The following is a 15,865-nucleotide window of genomic DNA, read 5'->3' as shown; positions in this document are numbered from 1 at the left end:
ATCCCCTATTTATTCCTCGATAAAAAAAGAGGAAGCGTCCTCTTCTGAGATTACGCTTCCTCCATCCATACTAATTAAATCTTAACTTTGCAGTCTGAAGACTACAGGAACAGTGTATTTCACCCTCACTGCTTTTCCTCTTTGCTTGCCGGGCTTCCATTTTGGCATGGAACTGATCACGCGGATTGCTTCCTTATCCAGATACGGATCCACACTCTTCACCACTACCGGATTCAGGATCTCTCCATGAACACCCACAACGAACTGCACCACTACCCTTCCTTGAACTCCCTGCTCGGCACTGACGGTAGGATATTTGATGTTTTCACTCAGATACCTCATCAAATCAGCATTACCGTTACGAAATACCGGCATCTCTTCCACCACCACAAATTCCACATTTTCATCCACTACTTCTTCGGGTACTTCAATAGGGGTCGGTATAATTACCGGAGCATCCGTAGGGTCTGAAGCTGCAATATCGGTTTCTGTTTCCGTCGAGTTATTATCCACTATATTGAGCTCTTCCGGGTTGACGGCAGCCGGTGGAGGCGGTGGCGGCAGAGGTTTATCCTGATTATAGGTTACAGGAACTAATTCTTCAAAGAAATCCGGGTCACTGACTAAATCACTGATCGCGTAAGTTACATTACGTTCAGTCCATTCGAACGAAACAAACATAAACGACAGCGTCACAATGAGACCCATGAACAGCCAACGGGACTTACCCTTTTCAAGGTCGGCTCTTCGTGCTTTTTTCACTTCCATAACAAGTGTTTTTTAAATTAGACAATATGTGAGTAAAAATCTCAGTGTCCGCTTTTAAACTGGAAGTAAGATAGTAAAAATATAGATAAGTTAAAAGAAAAAGAAGTGTCTTATATTATTTTTTAATATAAAACACCCCAAATTCAATTCCGTTAAACAATTAATTAAAAATCAGCTGTTTATTTAGTTAATATTCAATTTTACGTTAACATATCCTGCTTACTCTACGGCAATGTCGGTTTCCGCCAATACAGACATCTTTTATCACAAACTCACCATCTCCTGCAGAATACCTACCGCAGTCTCTACCGTTTCCACATTCTTGACTACCATACTACGCTTGCCGTTCTGCTCACGCAAATTGCAGTAACGCGGATTCTTGCTCATGTAATCAATCACCTTGCCAAAAGCCGCACTTTGATAATAAGGACTTTCCTGATTACTGATAAAGAACAAAGTCATTCGTCCGGCTTTCAAGAATACTTTTTCCACCCCCAACCGTTTAGCCAATCTGCGCAAAGGTACGATACGCAGAAGTTCCAACCCTTCGGGAGGAACCTTTCCGAAACGGTCCTCCAACCGTGCCTTGAAAGCGAGCAGGTCCTTATCCAATTCCAATCCGTCCAGTTCACGATAAAGCAACATACGTTCGCTGCTGCTGGGGATATACTCATTGGGGAAAAGCAATTCCAAATCACTTTCCACCTGACATTCATCCACAAAGTTCTCGCCACTGATTTTCTCTTCTCCCGCTGCCTGCAACTCCTCTGCATAAAGATCGGCAAACTCATCCTCTTTCAACTCTTTCACCGCTTCGGCCAGTATCTTCTGATAAGTTTCATAACCCAAATCGGCAATGAAGCCACTCTGCTCCGCCCCCAGCATATTTCCTGCTCCACGGATATCCAAATCCTGCATGGCTATATGGATACCGCTGCCCAAATCACTGAAATTCTCAATGGCTTGAAGACGGCGCTTTGCCTCGGGAGTCAGTGAAGTCAATGGAGGCGCCAACAAATAACAGAATGCTTTTTTATTGCTTCTTCCCACACGTCCACGCATCTGGTGCAAATCACTCAATCCAAAATTCTGCGCCTGGTTGATGATAATCGTATTGGCATTCGGTATATCAATGCCACTCTCGATAATGGTGGTTGCCAGCAGCACATCATAATCATAGTTCACAAAGTCGAAAATAATCTTCTCCAGCTTTTCGGGCTCCATCTGTCCATGACCTATGCAGACACGGCAATCGGGTATATTCCGCTTGATCATGGCTTCCAATTCTACCAGATTCTGTATGCGGTTATTGACAAAGAACACCTGTCCGTTACGGCTCATTTCAAAATTGATCGCTTCCGTTATGATATCTTCATTAAAGGTATGCACCTCTGTCTGAATGGGATAACGGTTGGGAGGCGGAGTCTGAATGACAGAAAGATCACGGGCGCCCATTAACGAGAACTGCAAAGTACGGGGGATGGGGGTAGCGGTCATAGTAAGTGTATCCACATTCACTTTCATCTGACGCAACTTCTCTTTCACACTAACTCCGAACTTCTGTTCCTCATCAATGATCAGCAATCCTAAATCTTTGAACTTAACACTTTTACCGATGATTTTATGTGTACCGACCAAAATATTTATTTTTCCATCCGCCAGTTCCTTCACTATTCTGGAAACATCTTTCGCACTGCGGGCACGGCTCAAATAATCCACCTTACATGGAAAATCTTTCAACCGTTCGCTGAAAGTCTGAAAGTGCTGATAGGCCAGCACCGTAGTGGGAACCAGCACAGCCACCTGTTTGTTATCAGCCACAGCCTTGAAAGCAGCACGAATAGCCACTTCAGTCTTTCCGAACCCCACATCACCACACACCAGACGGTCCATAGGACGGTCGCTCTCCATATCGGCTTTGGCATCCTGAGTCGCCTTCAACTGGTCGGGGGTATCCTCATAAATAAAGCTCGCCTCTAATTCATGTTGCATAAAACTGTCGGGACTATACGAGAATCCTTTTTCCTGTTTACGTTGCGAATACAGTCTGATCAGGTCACGGGCTATATCTTTGATTTTGCTCTTGGTACGCTCTTTCATTTTTTCCCACGCACCGGTCCCCAATTTGTTCAGGCGGGGAGTTTCTCCCTCCTTCCCTTTATACTTGGATATTTTATGCAGGGAATGAATGGAAACAAATACCACATCCTCATTCTGATAAATAAGTTTAATCACTTCCTGGGTAGTATTTCCATTCGGAATGCGTACCAATCCGCCAAAACGGCCTACACCATGATCTATATGTACCACAAAGTCACCCGGCTCAAACTGGCTCAACTCTTTTAAGGTCAATGCCACCTTACCGCTACGCGCCTTGTCACTACGAAGATTGTATTTATGGAAACGGTCAAAAATCTGATGGTCTGTAAAAAAGCAGCTTTTCAATACATTATCTGTAAAGCCCTCATGTAAAGTCTTGTTGACCGGAATGAACGTGATATGATCACCACGCTCCTCAAAGATATCTTTCAGACGCTTTGCCTGCTTCTCACTATCGGTACATATATATAAGGTGTAACCTCGTTTCTGATAATCAGTGAATGAAGTGCTTACCAAATCAAAATTCTTATGAAAAATAGGCTGGACCGTCGTATCGAAAGCCAACGTTGCCTGTGGAGTTCCTGTAGGTTTGTTACCAAATTCAATCCGTTTGAAATCCAAAGCCCGTACTGTAAATTCCGCCCCGTCTATCAGCTTCAGTTCCAAATTCATCAGTTCCGTCTTCTCTCCCTCGTATGCGGCAAGCGCCTGAGGAGAGAGTGCCTCCTCCCGTACTACCTGTATTCTTTCACGTACCCAAAGAAAGTCTTTCATTGCCAGAACTGTTTCCCGAGGAATGAATTCAAAGAAAGACACCCCGCTCTTGTCGGCGGCATTCGTCAGCTCGGGCACGATGGCAATACTCTGTTTCTTCTCTTTCGAAAGCTGGTTTTCCACTTCAAAAGTACGGATGCTGTCTACCTCGTCACCAAAAAAGTCAATACGGTAAGGATACTCGGAAGCAAAAGAGAAGACGTCAATAATACTACCGCGTACAGCATATTGCCCCGGTTCATAAACATAATCCACATGCTCGAATCCGTAACCGGCCAGCACTTCCGTGATAAACTCTGTGTCCACATGCTCACCCACACCAAGTTTTAACGTCTTGTCCATCAGTACTTCTTGTGATACCACTTTCTCCGCCAACGCTTCGGGATAAGTCACCACACATAGCGGATCGCCTTTCTGTAAACGGCTCAGCACTTCCGTACGCAAGATCTCATTGGCTGCATCTTTCTGCCCATATTTAACAGCCCGACGATACGAGGATGGAAAGAACAAAATATGCTCATCACCGTTCACCTGTGTCAGGTCATGATAAAAGTAACCCGCTTCCTCCAAGTCACCCAGTACAAATACAAATGTCTGTTTATTCTCTCTAAGAAAGGAGGAAACAAATAAAGCTGCCGCAGAAGCATGTAATCCCCCCAGGAAAATAGTCCTCACTGAGGAATCTTCCAATAACGCAGCCAGTCCCTTAGTGTTAGGATGACCGGCATAAATACGTTGCAATTCCGAAATATCCATATCTTTTTTTAAGATGGGGACAAAATTAAAGAAATATCTGATTACTTCCTCCTTTTTTTGCCAACTATTCAAGATTTTCCTATTTTTGTACGCTAATATATAACCCCATGGAAACAAAAGCAATAAACACAAAATTGAAAGGACACGCACGTGTAGATGTAGCTGATGTGCTACGCGGACTGGCAGTGATGGGAATCATCATCCTGCACTCTATCGAACATTTTAATTTCTACTCATTTCCCGATACAGCCGGACAAAGTGCGTGGCTGAACTTCTCGGACAAAGCCATTTGGAACGGGTTATTCTTCATGTTCGGCGGAAAAGCATACGCCATATTCGCTTTACTTTTCGGTTTTAGCTTTTTTATTCAAGATGACAACCAACGCCTACGGGGCAATGATTTCCGTCTACGTTTTTGTTGGCGGTTAATTCTTCTTTTCCTGATAGGTAATATCAATGCCAGTTTTTTCACAGCGGAAGTGCTGGTCCTTTATTCTTTAGTAGGTTTCATCCTGCCACTGACTTGCCGGCTGAAAGACAAATGGATATTTGCATTGGCATGTCTGCTATTGATCCAGCCATTGCCGCTTTATTATGTAATACGTGCCTGTCTCGATCCGGAATTTGTTACTCCGGCCATCCCCACCCGCAGCTTCTGGAATGCAACTTTTGCAGTGCAAAGCAATGGTAATTTTCTGGAAACCATCCGTGTCAATTTATGGGAAGGACAGTTGGCAAGCCTTGCCTGGGCCTGGGATCACGGACGGGTATTCCAAACAGCCGCCCTTTTCCTGCTCGGTATGCTGATAGGGCGCAAGGGACTTTTTTTGAAAGAGCACTTGAAGGTATGGAACAAGGTACTTGCAGGCTCACTCGTCGCATTTTTCCCTTTATATGGGTTGGGCAATATGCTACCGGACTTTATCACAAATAAATCCATTCTGACCCCTCTTTCACTAATCATCACCTCGCTTTCCAATTTTGCATTTATGCTGATTCTGGTATCCGGTGTCGTCTTCGCTTTTTACAAGACAAACTTACACGACGGATTAATGAAAATAACGCCATACGGAAAGATGAGCCTTACCAATTATATTACTCAAAGTATAGTAGGTTCCATGTTATACTACAACTGGGGATTTGCATTGCACAATCAGTTTGGTATCACAGCCAGCTGCCTGGCAGGAATAGTTTTCTTCATCTTGCAATTCTCTTTCTGCCGCTGGTGGATGAATCACCATTCTCACGGCCCGATGGAATATATATGGAAACGGGCAACCTGGCTGAAATAAGCCAAGAACCGAAATCTGCCCGCATTTGTTTATAAAAGACATACAAATAGAACTTTAAAATATGCGCGAAGAAATCATAAAACTATTAGACCAATATCGGTTAAAAGAAGCATTATCCCAAATGACAGGATATGCCACCCATACTTCCGACTGGCAATTAAAGAATGAGCTAGAAGCCCTGCAAACGTCATACGACCTGATGCTGCAATATACTTCAAAAGGGATGAAAGATCCCAATAAGGTGGAAATATACCATAAAATGTTACGCACGGCATACGAACTGGCCGACCGTATCCATATAGCCGTACAGGCAACACAAAATTACGGAGCCTATTATGACACAATGCGCACTTTTGTCCAAAGCCCTCCTCACAGCTATGCCGAATTACAAATGCAACTGGAGGCGTATACAGAAGATATGGCTACAGCACCATTGATATATACCACCGAGGCCAAAATAAATGAAGAAATGGATGCCATGAGAAAACGTCACGAAACAGCCGTAGACGAATTATTTGAAAAAATATGGGTATCCACCCGGTGGAGTGAATCGGAATATGCTGAAGCGCAAACTTTGTTCAACTCACTATTGATCCAAGTCAACGACCTTTCCATAATGGTCAGCGCCGTTACCATGAGCCTGCTGCAAATATTCGACATCCGCAAGTTCATGTTTCTATTGAACGCCTATACCCATCAGGATACCATGCTGAATCAGCGGGCTATTGCAGGGATCGCACTAACATGCTACTATTATGAAAAGCGTATCCTTCAATACCCTGAAGCCGTGTCGCGCATAAATGAACTGAATGAAAATTCCGAGTTCATCAAAAACCTGCATCATATCCAGATTCAATTATTGCAATCTTCCCGTGAAACCCGAAAGATAGACAAGAAAATGCGTGAAGAAATCATTCCCGAAATGATGAAAAATCCCAAACTTAATTTGGAAGGACTGGATGAAGATGCCGAAGATCATAATCCGGAATGGGAAGAATGGATTGACCGTTCAGGCATTACCGATAAATTGCGCGAATTAGGTGAACTGCAAATGTCCGGGGCAGATGTGTATATGAGTACCTTTTCACAGCTGAAACAATTCCCGTTTTTCCGCAAAATTTCTCACTGGTTCTATCCTTTTGATCCCCAATATCAGGATATCGCCAAATTATCTCTCGGAAATGACGAACAAAAAATCTCTCTGCTCAACATTTTGATGAATTCGGATGTATTCTGCAATTCCGACAAATACTCTTTTTGTTTTACCATGTTACAAATGCCGGAAAGCCAAAGGAATCTCATGCAGCAACAATTGAACGGACAACATGAAGCTTCTGAAGAACTGAAAGAACGTTTAAAAGAGATGTCACAATCAAAAGCCCGCGCTGAATTCGTGAGCCGGCAATACATTCATGACCTCTACCGTTTCTTCAAATTATGGTCAAGAAGACATGAAATACATGACATTTTTGAGGACACTCTGGACTTATGGAATAAAGAAGCATTGTCTCAAGCCTTGTTACACAAAGAGTATATCAACAAACTGGCAGATTACCTATTCACACACGACGACTTGGCAGAAGCCGGAATTCTCTATGATAAATCAATTGAATTATACAATCGTAAAAATGCCGAATTATGGCAGAAAGCAGGTTTCATTTATCAGAAAATCGGTTCCTATAAAAAAGCGATAGATTATTACCTGCAATCAGATCTGCTGATCCCTGATAATACATGGAATAACCGCCATTTGGCACAATGTTATAGAAAAGAGGGAAACTACCCAAAAGCTTTGGAATATTATAACAAGGTGGAACAGGCACAGCCCGACAGTCTGAATCTGGCACTACAAATAGGACAATGCCTGATGGCACTGGAACGATACGATGAAGCACTGGCTTATTTCTTCAAAGTGGAGTATCTGGATAAAAAGCCACAGAATGCCCGACGCGCCATCGGATGGTGTTCCTTCATTACCGGCAACCATCAACAAGCCAAGAAATATTACGACTTGCTGATATCCGATCCCAAGCCCATTATGGAAGACTGGATGAATGCAGGACATGTGTATTATATCCTGAATGAAACAGAAAAATCAATAGAATATTATCGCAAAGCCCAGGAACTATGCGACAGTCATGATGAGTTTGTCCGCCTTTACCAAATAGATAAGAAAGACTTGATAAAGCAAGGCGCCAATGAAGTAGACTTGTTTATACTTCCCGATGAATTAATTTAAAGGATGATTATAAGATAAATCTATTCGGGATAGAAGTTTGGTATAATTATATAAAACTTCTATCCTGACCGGATTCTCATCATCCAGACGATAATTGGCATGCACATTATAAGTGCTTAAACCATGATTCATACAATATCCGATATCATTAGGTAAGGCTGTTCTATTCCTCAACTGCCCAAGATTCAATAAAAAATAGAAGAAACTATCCACCCCATCATAATCAATCACATAAGCCTGTAAATTCAGATTCGCCTGATAGTTGATGTTATTATCATAATTATAATAAGTATGACAACTGGACACACTATCATTTGCCTCAGTAAAAACAGTCATCACTTCCTTCAACCGTCCCAACTGATCAAAAACATATTTTCCTTGCACTTTTTTCAAGAAACGATAATCGGAAGTAGCACGATAATCAGAATTGATAAAAATAGTATCTCCTTTATAATCATATACAGTCTGTTTATCAGCTTCATAAACCTCTTCTCCTACCTTCAACATACAACGGGCCCTACTCTCCCTCGCCTTGCCTTTTCCTATTTGAAACGTAACATTGCAAAGCTTATTGCCGGTATTCAAACAATCCATCTGTCCGATGGTTATCTGGTCGCCCTCATACCTTACCGGGGTATCCCCATACTTTATAATTTTACCATCACGATCATATTCCAATTTCAAAACTTGTTCTTCCTCTCCCGTTAAATCGGTGACCTTAGTCACATATGTGTCAGCTTTTTTTTCTTTACAACCATCAGCAACAAACAAGAGAACTAACAAAGAAATATATTTTACAAACAACTTTATTTTCATAAGTCAAGTATCATCTCTATGCAAATAAAATAAAAAATATTAGAACTAAGTACAATTTGGAGCTTTTTAACTCAACTTCTTTACCCCCACTCTGTTTTAAACAGCAATTATAATAAGAAAGAAATATGGAATGGGTTATACATCTTTTGAGACAGCATTCAGAACTGGCGATTTTTCTGACAATCGCCGTAGGCTTCTGGATTGGAAAAATGAAAATAAAACAATTCAGTTTGGGAATCGTCACCAGTGTATTGCTAGTAGGGGTATTAGTGGGACAGCTTAACATTACAATAGAAGAACCGGTGAAATCCGTGTTTTTTCTTTTATTCCTTTTTGCTATCGGATACAAAGTGGGACCACAATTCTTTCGCGGACTGAAAAAAGATGGTTTACCTCAAGTAGGATTCGCCGCGCTCATGTGTGTAGGTTGTTTGATTATCACTTGGTTATTAGCCATCTTAATGGGATATAATGCCGGTGAAGCAGCCGGGTTACTGGCCGGAGCACAAACTATCTCTGCCGTCATAGGAGTAGCAGAAGATACCATAAACGGACTCAACATATCCTCTTCCCAAAAAAGTGATATGATTAATATCATTCCCGTGGCATATGCTGTAACTTACATTTTCGGTACGGCAGGCTCTGCCTGGGTCCTCTCTTCTTTAGGTCCTAAAATGTTGGGAGGATTAGAAAAAGTGAAAGCCGCTTGCAAAGAGTTGGAAACCCGGATGGGTACCAGTGAAGCAGACGAACCCGGGTTTGAACAGGCCCGCCGTCCGGTAGTTTTTCGTGCTTACCGCATAGAGAACGATTGGTTTGGCAACGGCAAGACTGTTGACCAACTAGAATCCTATTTTATTTCACAAGGGAAAAGATTGTTTGTTGAAAGAATGCGACATGGAGCTTCCATTGTCAATGATATTATTCCCGGACAATTATTACAAAAAGGGGACGAAGTGGTACTGAGCGGAAGAAGGGAATTCGCCATTGGTGAAGAAGGCTGGATTGGAGAAGAAATCGTCGATCCGCAACTGCTTGACTTCCCTGTGGAAGTACTCCCTGTCATGATACACAAAAAACCATATTCCAACCAAAAATTGGACTTCATACGCCGTCAAAGCTTTATGCATGGCGTCAGTATACGCCGTATCAAACGGGCAGGCATTGATATCCCTGTTTTCGCACAAACCACTATCGACTGCGGAGATACTTTGGAATTGGTCGGCCTGAAAAAAGAGGTGGAATCTGCTGCAAAAGAACTAGGATACATAGACCGCCCCACCAATGCCACCGATATGATATTTGTAGGACTCGGCATTTTACTGGGAGGTATCATCGGAGCACTTGCAATCCATATCGGCGGAGTACCTATTAGCCTGAGCACTAGTGGAGGGGCCCTGATAGCCGGATTAGTATTTGGCTGGTGGCGCAGCAAACGCCCTACCTTCGGACAAATACCGGAATCCTCTTTATGGGTGCTGAATAATGTAGGCTTGAATATGTTCATCGCCGTAGTCGGCATTTCTGCAGGACCCAGTTTTGTACAAGGACTAAAAGAAGTAGGTCCTATGTTGTTTATCATAGGTGCGTTGGCCACCTCCTTGCCTCTATTATTAGGGCTGATTCTAGCCAGATATGTATTCAAGTTCCATCCCGCCCTCTCTTTGGGGTGCACGGCAGGAGCCCGTACTACCACTGCTGCATTGGGCGCCATACAAGAAGCAGTAGGCAGCGAAACACCTTCTTTAGGATACACCGTGACCTACGCCGTAGGAAATACACTACTCATTATATGGGGAGTGGTCATTGTATTATTAATCAACTAAAAAACTAAACTCATACATTATGGAATATTTAAGTGATAAAAGCAGCGTTGCCCGAATGGACAAGAATTTGGAAAAGATCAGTCCCTTCGAATTAAAAAACCGTTTGATTGAAATGGCAGATGAAAGTGTGAAGAAAATGGCGCACGTCATGCTGAATGCAGGCAGAGGTAATCCCAACTGGATTGCAACGGAGGCTCGTGAAGCATTCTTTGCCTTGGGCGGTTTTGGCATTGAAGAGTGTCGCCGGGTCATGGACATGCCCGAAGGCATTGCCGGTATTCCTCAAAAAACAGGCATAGCCCAACGTTTTGAGGAGTACCTGAAAAAGCATGAAGGAAATGCGGGGACAGATCTATTGAAACGTACCTATAATTATATGCTGATGGAACATGCAGCTGATCCGGACGAACTGGTACACGAATGGACCGAAAGTATTGTAGGCGACCAATACCCCATGCCTGACCGCATCTTGAAATATACAGAAATTCTAGTACAGGATTACCTGAATCAGGAAATGTGCAACGGGCAACCCCCGCAAGGTAAATTCGATTTATTCGCCACCGAAGGCGGAACAGCAGGGATGTGCTATGTATTCGACTCGCTGGAAGAAAATTTCCTGCTACACAAAGGAGATAGTATAGCATTGATGGTTCCTATCTTTACACCCTATATCGAGATACCCGAATTGACACGTTACGATTATGATGTGCTCAATATTCCTGCAAGTACTCTAAATGAAGAAGGACTTCATACCTGGCAATACAAAGTGGAAGATATCAATAAACTGCGAGACACGAAATACAAAGCCTTGTTTATTGTCAATCCAAGCAATCCACCCAGTTATCAGTTGAACAAAGAATGCGTAGATGCCCTGAAAGACGTAGTAACACGCTGGAATCCCAATCTGATGATTATAACAGATGATGTATATGGTACTTTTGTTCCCGGCTTCCGCAGCCTGATGGCTGATTTGCCACAGAACACAATTTGTGTCTACTCTTTTTCCAAATATTTCGGAGCGACCGGTTGGCGCCTTGCTGTAATTGCCTTACATGAGAAAAATGTATTCGACAGAATGATTGCCAATCTGCCCCGCAAACGAAAAAGCGAACTAACCAAACGGTATGGCAGCTTGAGTATGCAAGTAGAAAACATAAAATTCATTGACCGTATGGTAGCAGATAGCCGTCAAGTAGCCTTGAACCATACAGCAGGACTGTCCTTGCCACAACAAATGCAGATGTCACTCTTTGCTTCTTTTTCATTGCTGGACAAAGAAAATACATATCGTCATGCCATGCTTAATTTAATCCATACCCGTCTGAAAGCATTATGGGACAACACAGGATTCATTCTCCCCGACGATCCACTAAGGGCCGGTTATTATTCAGAAATAGACATGCTGGTATGGGCCAAGAAATTTTACGGAGATGAATTCGTACAACATCTGCAGACAACTTATAATCCATTGGACGTAGTATTCCGCCTTGCCAATGAAACAGGCCTGGTCGTATTGAATGGTGGTGGATTCGACGGACCCGAATGGAGTGTACGTGTATCACTTGCCAACCTGAACGAGAAAGATTATATCAAAATCGGACTCAGTATCCGCAGAATTCTGAATGAATATGCTGACAAATGGAAATCTGAAAAGAAATAAAAAATTAAGAACGTCCGCCGTGAAGTCTGCTTGACCTAACCGGCGGATTTCTTTTTTATATAAAGGTTTTTTGGATTATTTATTCCAAACCTTATCCCTACTTTAAAATAAAATCCCTAGCTTTGCAGATTGAAAAAGGAATTAGATTATGAAGCATATACGGAGCACTTTTTTTCTTCTAACCACTTTATTTATAATGGCTTCATGTGGCGAAGACCGCAGTGGGGAATACTATGCATTAATTGGAGAGAATGTATGGATAGAACAAATAATGAAAGAGCATTATTTGTGGTATGACAGTATTCCGGCAATAAAGGAAACGGACTATTTTGCCGAACCGGAAGACTTCCTGCAAAAATTGGTTTATACCAAGGCACAAAACGGAAAAGGAGACCCGTATTCGTATATAGAAATAAAGGACGCTTCCGATGCGGCACGTTCCTACCTGCAACGTACTTCTACTTACGGATTTGATTTTGAATTAATGACCGATCCCACCGGAATCTCATCACACGTATTTGCCCGTATTTTATTCGTACTGCCCAATTCACCGGCCTCAGAAGCCGGATTGGAACGAGGGAACTGGATATCAGCCATTGGCAAAGAAGAACTGACCAACAATAATTACGGATATCTGATGGAAGGCGGCAATACAACTTTCGCCAGAGAAAGCTTGGTTTTTGATGAGGAAGGCAATTCCAGCTGGATTGCAACAGATACAGTCAAAGTAGCGGCATCACGCCTCGTAGAATTGAATCCGTTCTATATAGATACAGTATATGAAGTATCCGGAAAAAAAATAGCCTATATGGTCTACAATGAATTCAGTACAGGCCCCAATAACCAGGCAACAGATACAGAATACAGGGAACAGATGAAACAGATATTCGCCCGGTTCAAGGGACAGTCACCCGATGCTTTTATTCTGGACTTACGCTACAATCCCGGTGGTTATTTGAGTTGTGCCACAGATTTAGGAAGTTATCTGGCACCTGCGGCAGATCTAGGGAAAGTATTTTGCACAACTTTGTATAATGACATCAGTGACCCGCAAAAAATTGATTTCCCTCTCAATACAGGACTTGCTTCCGAAAACTTGAACTTAAGCAAGCTCTACGTACTGACAAGCAAATTTACTGCATCGGCCTCAGAAGCAGTCATAAATTGTCTCCGTCCATATATAGGTACAGAAAATGTAGTGGTAATAGGTGAAACGACTGTTGGCAAAAATGTAGCCATGGAACCATACCAAGATGAGCGTTACAACTTTATTTTATGGCCGGTTGTGGCATACGTTCTCAACTCGGCAGGACAAGCCAACTATGTAAATGGAATCACCCCCGATTTCACATTGAGCGAACGTAACCTCATCTCCCCTCTCTACCCACTGGGAGATACCAAAGAGTATTTATTGAAGAACACTATAGCTTATATTACGACAGGAAATATGCCCGACCTGCCACAAACAGAAGAACAAGTATCAAAAGGAAAAATTATCTATAACTCACTGATTCGAAGAAGTATGAACGGCATACGGCTACGGTAGTCCGATTTATCCAGATACAACGCCCTATTTATTAAAGACCGTGTTTAATGCATTTTAAACATGGTCTTGTTTTTTTCTGAAAAGAGAACTTATTAAAAACAAAACGGGCATAACAAATGTTATGTACCCAAATAACCATTAAAAACCTGACTTAACAATGAAAAAAGTATTTATTGCAACAGCTTTGGCTGCCATGATTGTTTCCTGTGGCTCTAAAGGAAACAAAAGTGCTGAGATAATAGCCGAAAGTGAAAGTGACTCTATTTTCGCTGTGAACGACAGCACACTGAGTGAATTACAAACATATAGCTATGAAGGTATTCTGCCAGCTGCCGATGCCGAAGGTATCAACTATCAACTGACACTTCAGGAGGCAGGCCAAGACTCATTGGGCACGTACAATCTGATGACCACTTATTTAGGAACAAAAGATGGTAACCAGGCATTTACCGACAGTGGTACAGTTGTAACTATTATTGGAATTCCTAATGACAGCACCGCTATCGTTTATCAATTAATTTCCGCTACTCCGGGACACGAAAAGACAAACTTTCTGGCAGAGGGTGACAGTGCACTGACAATGATTGGCAAGGACTTCAAGAAAGCTGTTTCTAAACTAAATTACACTTTAAAAAAGAAACTCTAATTAACCTGGCTGCAAAAAAATTCACTAAAGAACAGACTGTTAGTGAACAAAAACATAAGCCGGCCGTTGTATGAGAGAAACTAGACGAAAAACAATTAGTATTAACTTAAACAAAAACTTGACATGAAAAAATTAATTCCTATCCTACTGGCGGTCTTTGCCTTGGTATCTTGCGAGAAAGACCCGGACATGGACAAATTGGACAATGAGTATCTGGTATTCACCAGTCATGACACTAGTACTAAGTTCAATGACTTCAGTACTTATTATATCCCCGACAGCATCCTGATCATCGGTGACAAGAAAGACCCTGAATACTGGAAGGACGAGAATGCACAGATCATCATCAATGCATTCAAGACTAAGATGAACGCTGCCGGCTACACCGCAGCTAATAAAGACGAAGCCGACCTCGGCCTACAGGTAAGCTACGTAGCAAGTACTTATTATTTCCACGGTTACTATAATGACGGCCCCTGGTGGGGCTATTATCCCGGTTATTGGTATCCCGGCTACTGGGGCGGCAATTGGGGAGGTGGATGGTACTATCCCTATCCTATCACTTACAGCTATAGCACCGGTTCATTGCTGGCCGACATGATTAATTTAAAAAATGCTCCGGAAGGACAAAAAGAAAAATTAACTGTTGTCTGGAATGCATACATCAGCGGGTTGCTGGGCGGAAGTGGCAGTTTGAATGTAAACCGTACAACTACTGCCATCAACCAGGCATTCACTCAGAGTCCTTATCTGAAAAAATAAACGTAAGTGAAACAAGTATTCATTTAAAATAAAAAGGAAATATGAAAACTATAAAATATTTAACTCTCAGACTGATGGCGGTATCCGCTATCGCCATAGCCTTTGCCCTGCCGGCAAAAGCACAGGTAACTCCGTTTACCTATTTCAATGTAGACTGGCAGTTCAACGCTCCTATCAGCAATAACTTTGCAAACAAAGCAAGCGGTTGGGGTATGAACTTCGAAGGTGGATATTATGTACTGCCGGATTTGTCAATCGGTGCCTTTATCAATTATCATACCAATAATGAGTATATTTCACGTCAGACACTACCAATCAGCAACTCGGCAGCCCTGACAACCGACCAGCAACATTCCGTATTTCAGTTGCCTTTCGGTTTCGCAACACACTATCGCTTCAGTGACGGTGCATGCCAACCTTATATCGGATTGAAGCTGGGTGCCAACTATACCAAAATGTCCAGTGACTTTTACATTTACGAAGTGAAAGACAACACTTGGGGTTTCTATGTATCACCAGAAGTCGGTGTGAATATCTACCCCTGGACAAACAGTATCGGCTTCCATCTGGCAGCATTCTACAGCTACTCTACCAACAAGGGAACCGTATTTAACTATGATATGGATAAATTAAACAATTTCGGTTTCCGCCTTGGTGTGGCATTCTAAAGATTTCTAAAC

Annotated in this window: 11 protein-coding genes; 8 read left to right on the top strand and 3 right to left on the bottom strand. The window is 42.4% G+C overall.

Going from position 1 to position 15,865, the window contains the following annotated elements; translation table 11 throughout:
• Positions 1-81: 81 nt before the first annotated feature.
• A complete protein-coding gene (locus RE317_RS16895; protein ID WP_005848631.1) occupies positions 82-768 on the bottom strand; it encodes a TonB family protein in 687 nt (228 codons plus the stop codon).
• Positions 769-1,032: 264 nt separating this feature from the next.
• Positions 1,033-4,398, bottom strand: coding sequence for a transcription-repair coupling factor (gene mfd / locus RE317_RS16890; protein ID WP_005848633.1), 3,366 nt, complete (start codon positions 4,396-4,398; stop codon positions 1,033-1,035).
• Between the two features lie 107 nt (positions 4,399-4,505).
• On the opposite strand from mfd, the gene RE317_RS16885 reads away from it, so the two are divergent.
• Both RE317_RS16885 and RE317_RS16880 read left to right on the top strand, forming a co-directional pair.
• Positions 4,506-5,690: a DUF418 domain-containing protein gene (locus tag RE317_RS16885; RefSeq protein ID WP_008671032.1), complete on the top strand. Its 1,185-nt coding sequence runs from the start codon at positions 4,506-4,508 to the stop codon at positions 5,688-5,690.
• 61 nt (positions 5,691-5,751) lie between these two features.
• Positions 5,752-7,929, top strand: a complete 2,178-nt coding sequence (locus RE317_RS16880; protein ID WP_008671029.1) for a tetratricopeptide repeat protein — start codon at positions 5,752-5,754, stop codon at positions 7,927-7,929.
• Here the strand turns inward: RE317_RS16880 and RE317_RS16875 are convergent.
• A complete protein-coding gene (locus RE317_RS16875; RefSeq protein ID WP_008671026.1) occupies positions 7,921-8,745 on the bottom strand; it encodes a hypothetical protein in 825 nt (274 codons plus the stop codon). The genes RE317_RS16880 and RE317_RS16875 overlap by 9 nt on opposite strands.
• Before the next feature lie 125 nt (positions 8,746-8,870).
• Here RE317_RS16875 and aspT point away from each other — a divergent pair, with 125 nt between their 5' ends.
• From aspT to RE317_RS16845, 6 genes are all read left to right on the top strand, one after another.
• Positions 8,871-10,571 carry an aspartate-alanine antiporter gene (aspT, locus tag RE317_RS16870; protein ID WP_008671024.1) on the top strand — a complete coding sequence of 567 codons (1,701 nt, stop codon included), beginning with the start codon at positions 8,871-8,873 and terminating at the stop codon, positions 10,569-10,571.
• A gap of 19 nt (positions 10,572-10,590) precedes the next feature.
• The gene (locus tag RE317_RS16865) at positions 10,591-12,231 is read left to right on the top strand and encodes a bifunctional aspartate transaminase/aspartate 4-decarboxylase (RefSeq protein ID WP_008671022.1); all 1,641 of its coding nucleotides are present in this window, start codon (positions 10,591-10,593) and stop codon (positions 12,229-12,231) included.
• Positions 12,232-12,379: 148 nt separating this feature from the next.
• Complete coding sequence (locus tag RE317_RS16860; protein WP_008781939.1) at positions 12,380-13,777, top strand: S41 family peptidase; 1,398 nt, start codon at positions 12,380-12,382, stop codon at positions 13,775-13,777.
• A gap of 157 nt (positions 13,778-13,934) precedes the next feature.
• Complete coding sequence (locus RE317_RS16855) at positions 13,935-14,423, top strand: copper resistance protein NlpE N-terminal domain-containing protein (RefSeq protein ID WP_008671019.1); 489 nt, start codon at positions 13,935-13,937, stop codon at positions 14,421-14,423.
• A 123-nt stretch (positions 14,424-14,546) separates the two neighbouring features.
• On the top strand, positions 14,547-15,185 hold the full coding sequence (locus tag RE317_RS16850; protein WP_005846090.1) for a DUF4136 domain-containing protein: 639 nt from the start codon (positions 14,547-14,549) through the stop codon (positions 15,183-15,185).
• Between the two features lie 41 nt (positions 15,186-15,226).
• Positions 15,227-15,853: an outer membrane beta-barrel protein gene (locus tag RE317_RS16845; RefSeq protein WP_008671018.1), complete on the top strand. Its 627-nt coding sequence runs from the start codon at positions 15,227-15,229 to the stop codon at positions 15,851-15,853.
• Positions 15,854-15,865: the final 12 nt, after the last annotated feature.

Origin of the sequence: Phocaeicola sp. GP0067 (assembly GCF_031119655.1) — a bacterium.
Taxonomy (GTDB): Bacteria; Bacteroidota; Bacteroidia; order Bacteroidales; family Bacteroidaceae; genus Phocaeicola; species Phocaeicola vulgatus.
The sequence above is the reverse complement of the archived record's forward strand: the minus strand, read 5'-3'. Positions and strand labels throughout refer to the sequence as shown.

What these genes read in the sequence shown, in the direction of transcription:
- RE317_RS16895 (WP_005848631.1), bottom strand. Translation starts at nt 768, where the DNA reads ATGGAAGTGAAAAAAGCACGAAGAGCCGACCTTGAAAAGGGTAAGTCC.
- RE317_RS16850 (WP_005846090.1), top strand. Translation starts at nt 14,547, where the DNA reads ATGAAAAAATTAATTCCTATCCTACTGGCGGTCTTTGCCTTGGTATCT.
- RE317_RS16860 (WP_008781939.1), top strand. Translation starts at nt 12,380, where the DNA reads ATGAAGCATATACGGAGCACTTTTTTTCTTCTAACCACTTTATTTATA.
- RE317_RS16865 (WP_008671022.1), top strand. Translation starts at nt 10,591, where the DNA reads ATGGAATATTTAAGTGATAAAAGCAGCGTTGCCCGAATGGACAAGAAT.
- aspT (WP_008671024.1), top strand. Translation starts at nt 8,871, where the DNA reads ATGGAATGGGTTATACATCTTTTGAGACAGCATTCAGAACTGGCGATT.
- RE317_RS16885 (WP_008671032.1), top strand. Translation starts at nt 4,506, where the DNA reads ATGGAAACAAAAGCAATAAACACAAAATTGAAAGGACACGCACGTGTA.
- RE317_RS16855 (WP_008671019.1), top strand. Translation starts at nt 13,935, where the DNA reads ATGAAAAAAGTATTTATTGCAACAGCTTTGGCTGCCATGATTGTTTCC.
- RE317_RS16845 (WP_008671018.1), top strand. Translation starts at nt 15,227, where the DNA reads ATGAAAACTATAAAATATTTAACTCTCAGACTGATGGCGGTATCCGCT.
- RE317_RS16880 (WP_008671029.1), top strand. Translation starts at nt 5,752, where the DNA reads ATGCGCGAAGAAATCATAAAACTATTAGACCAATATCGGTTAAAAGAA.
- mfd (WP_005848633.1), bottom strand. Translation starts at nt 4,398, where the DNA reads ATGGATATTTCGGAATTGCAACGTATTTATGCCGGTCATCCTAACACT.
- RE317_RS16875 (WP_008671026.1), bottom strand. Translation starts at nt 8,745, where the DNA reads ATGAAAATAAAGTTGTTTGTAAAATATATTTCTTTGTTAGTTCTCTTG.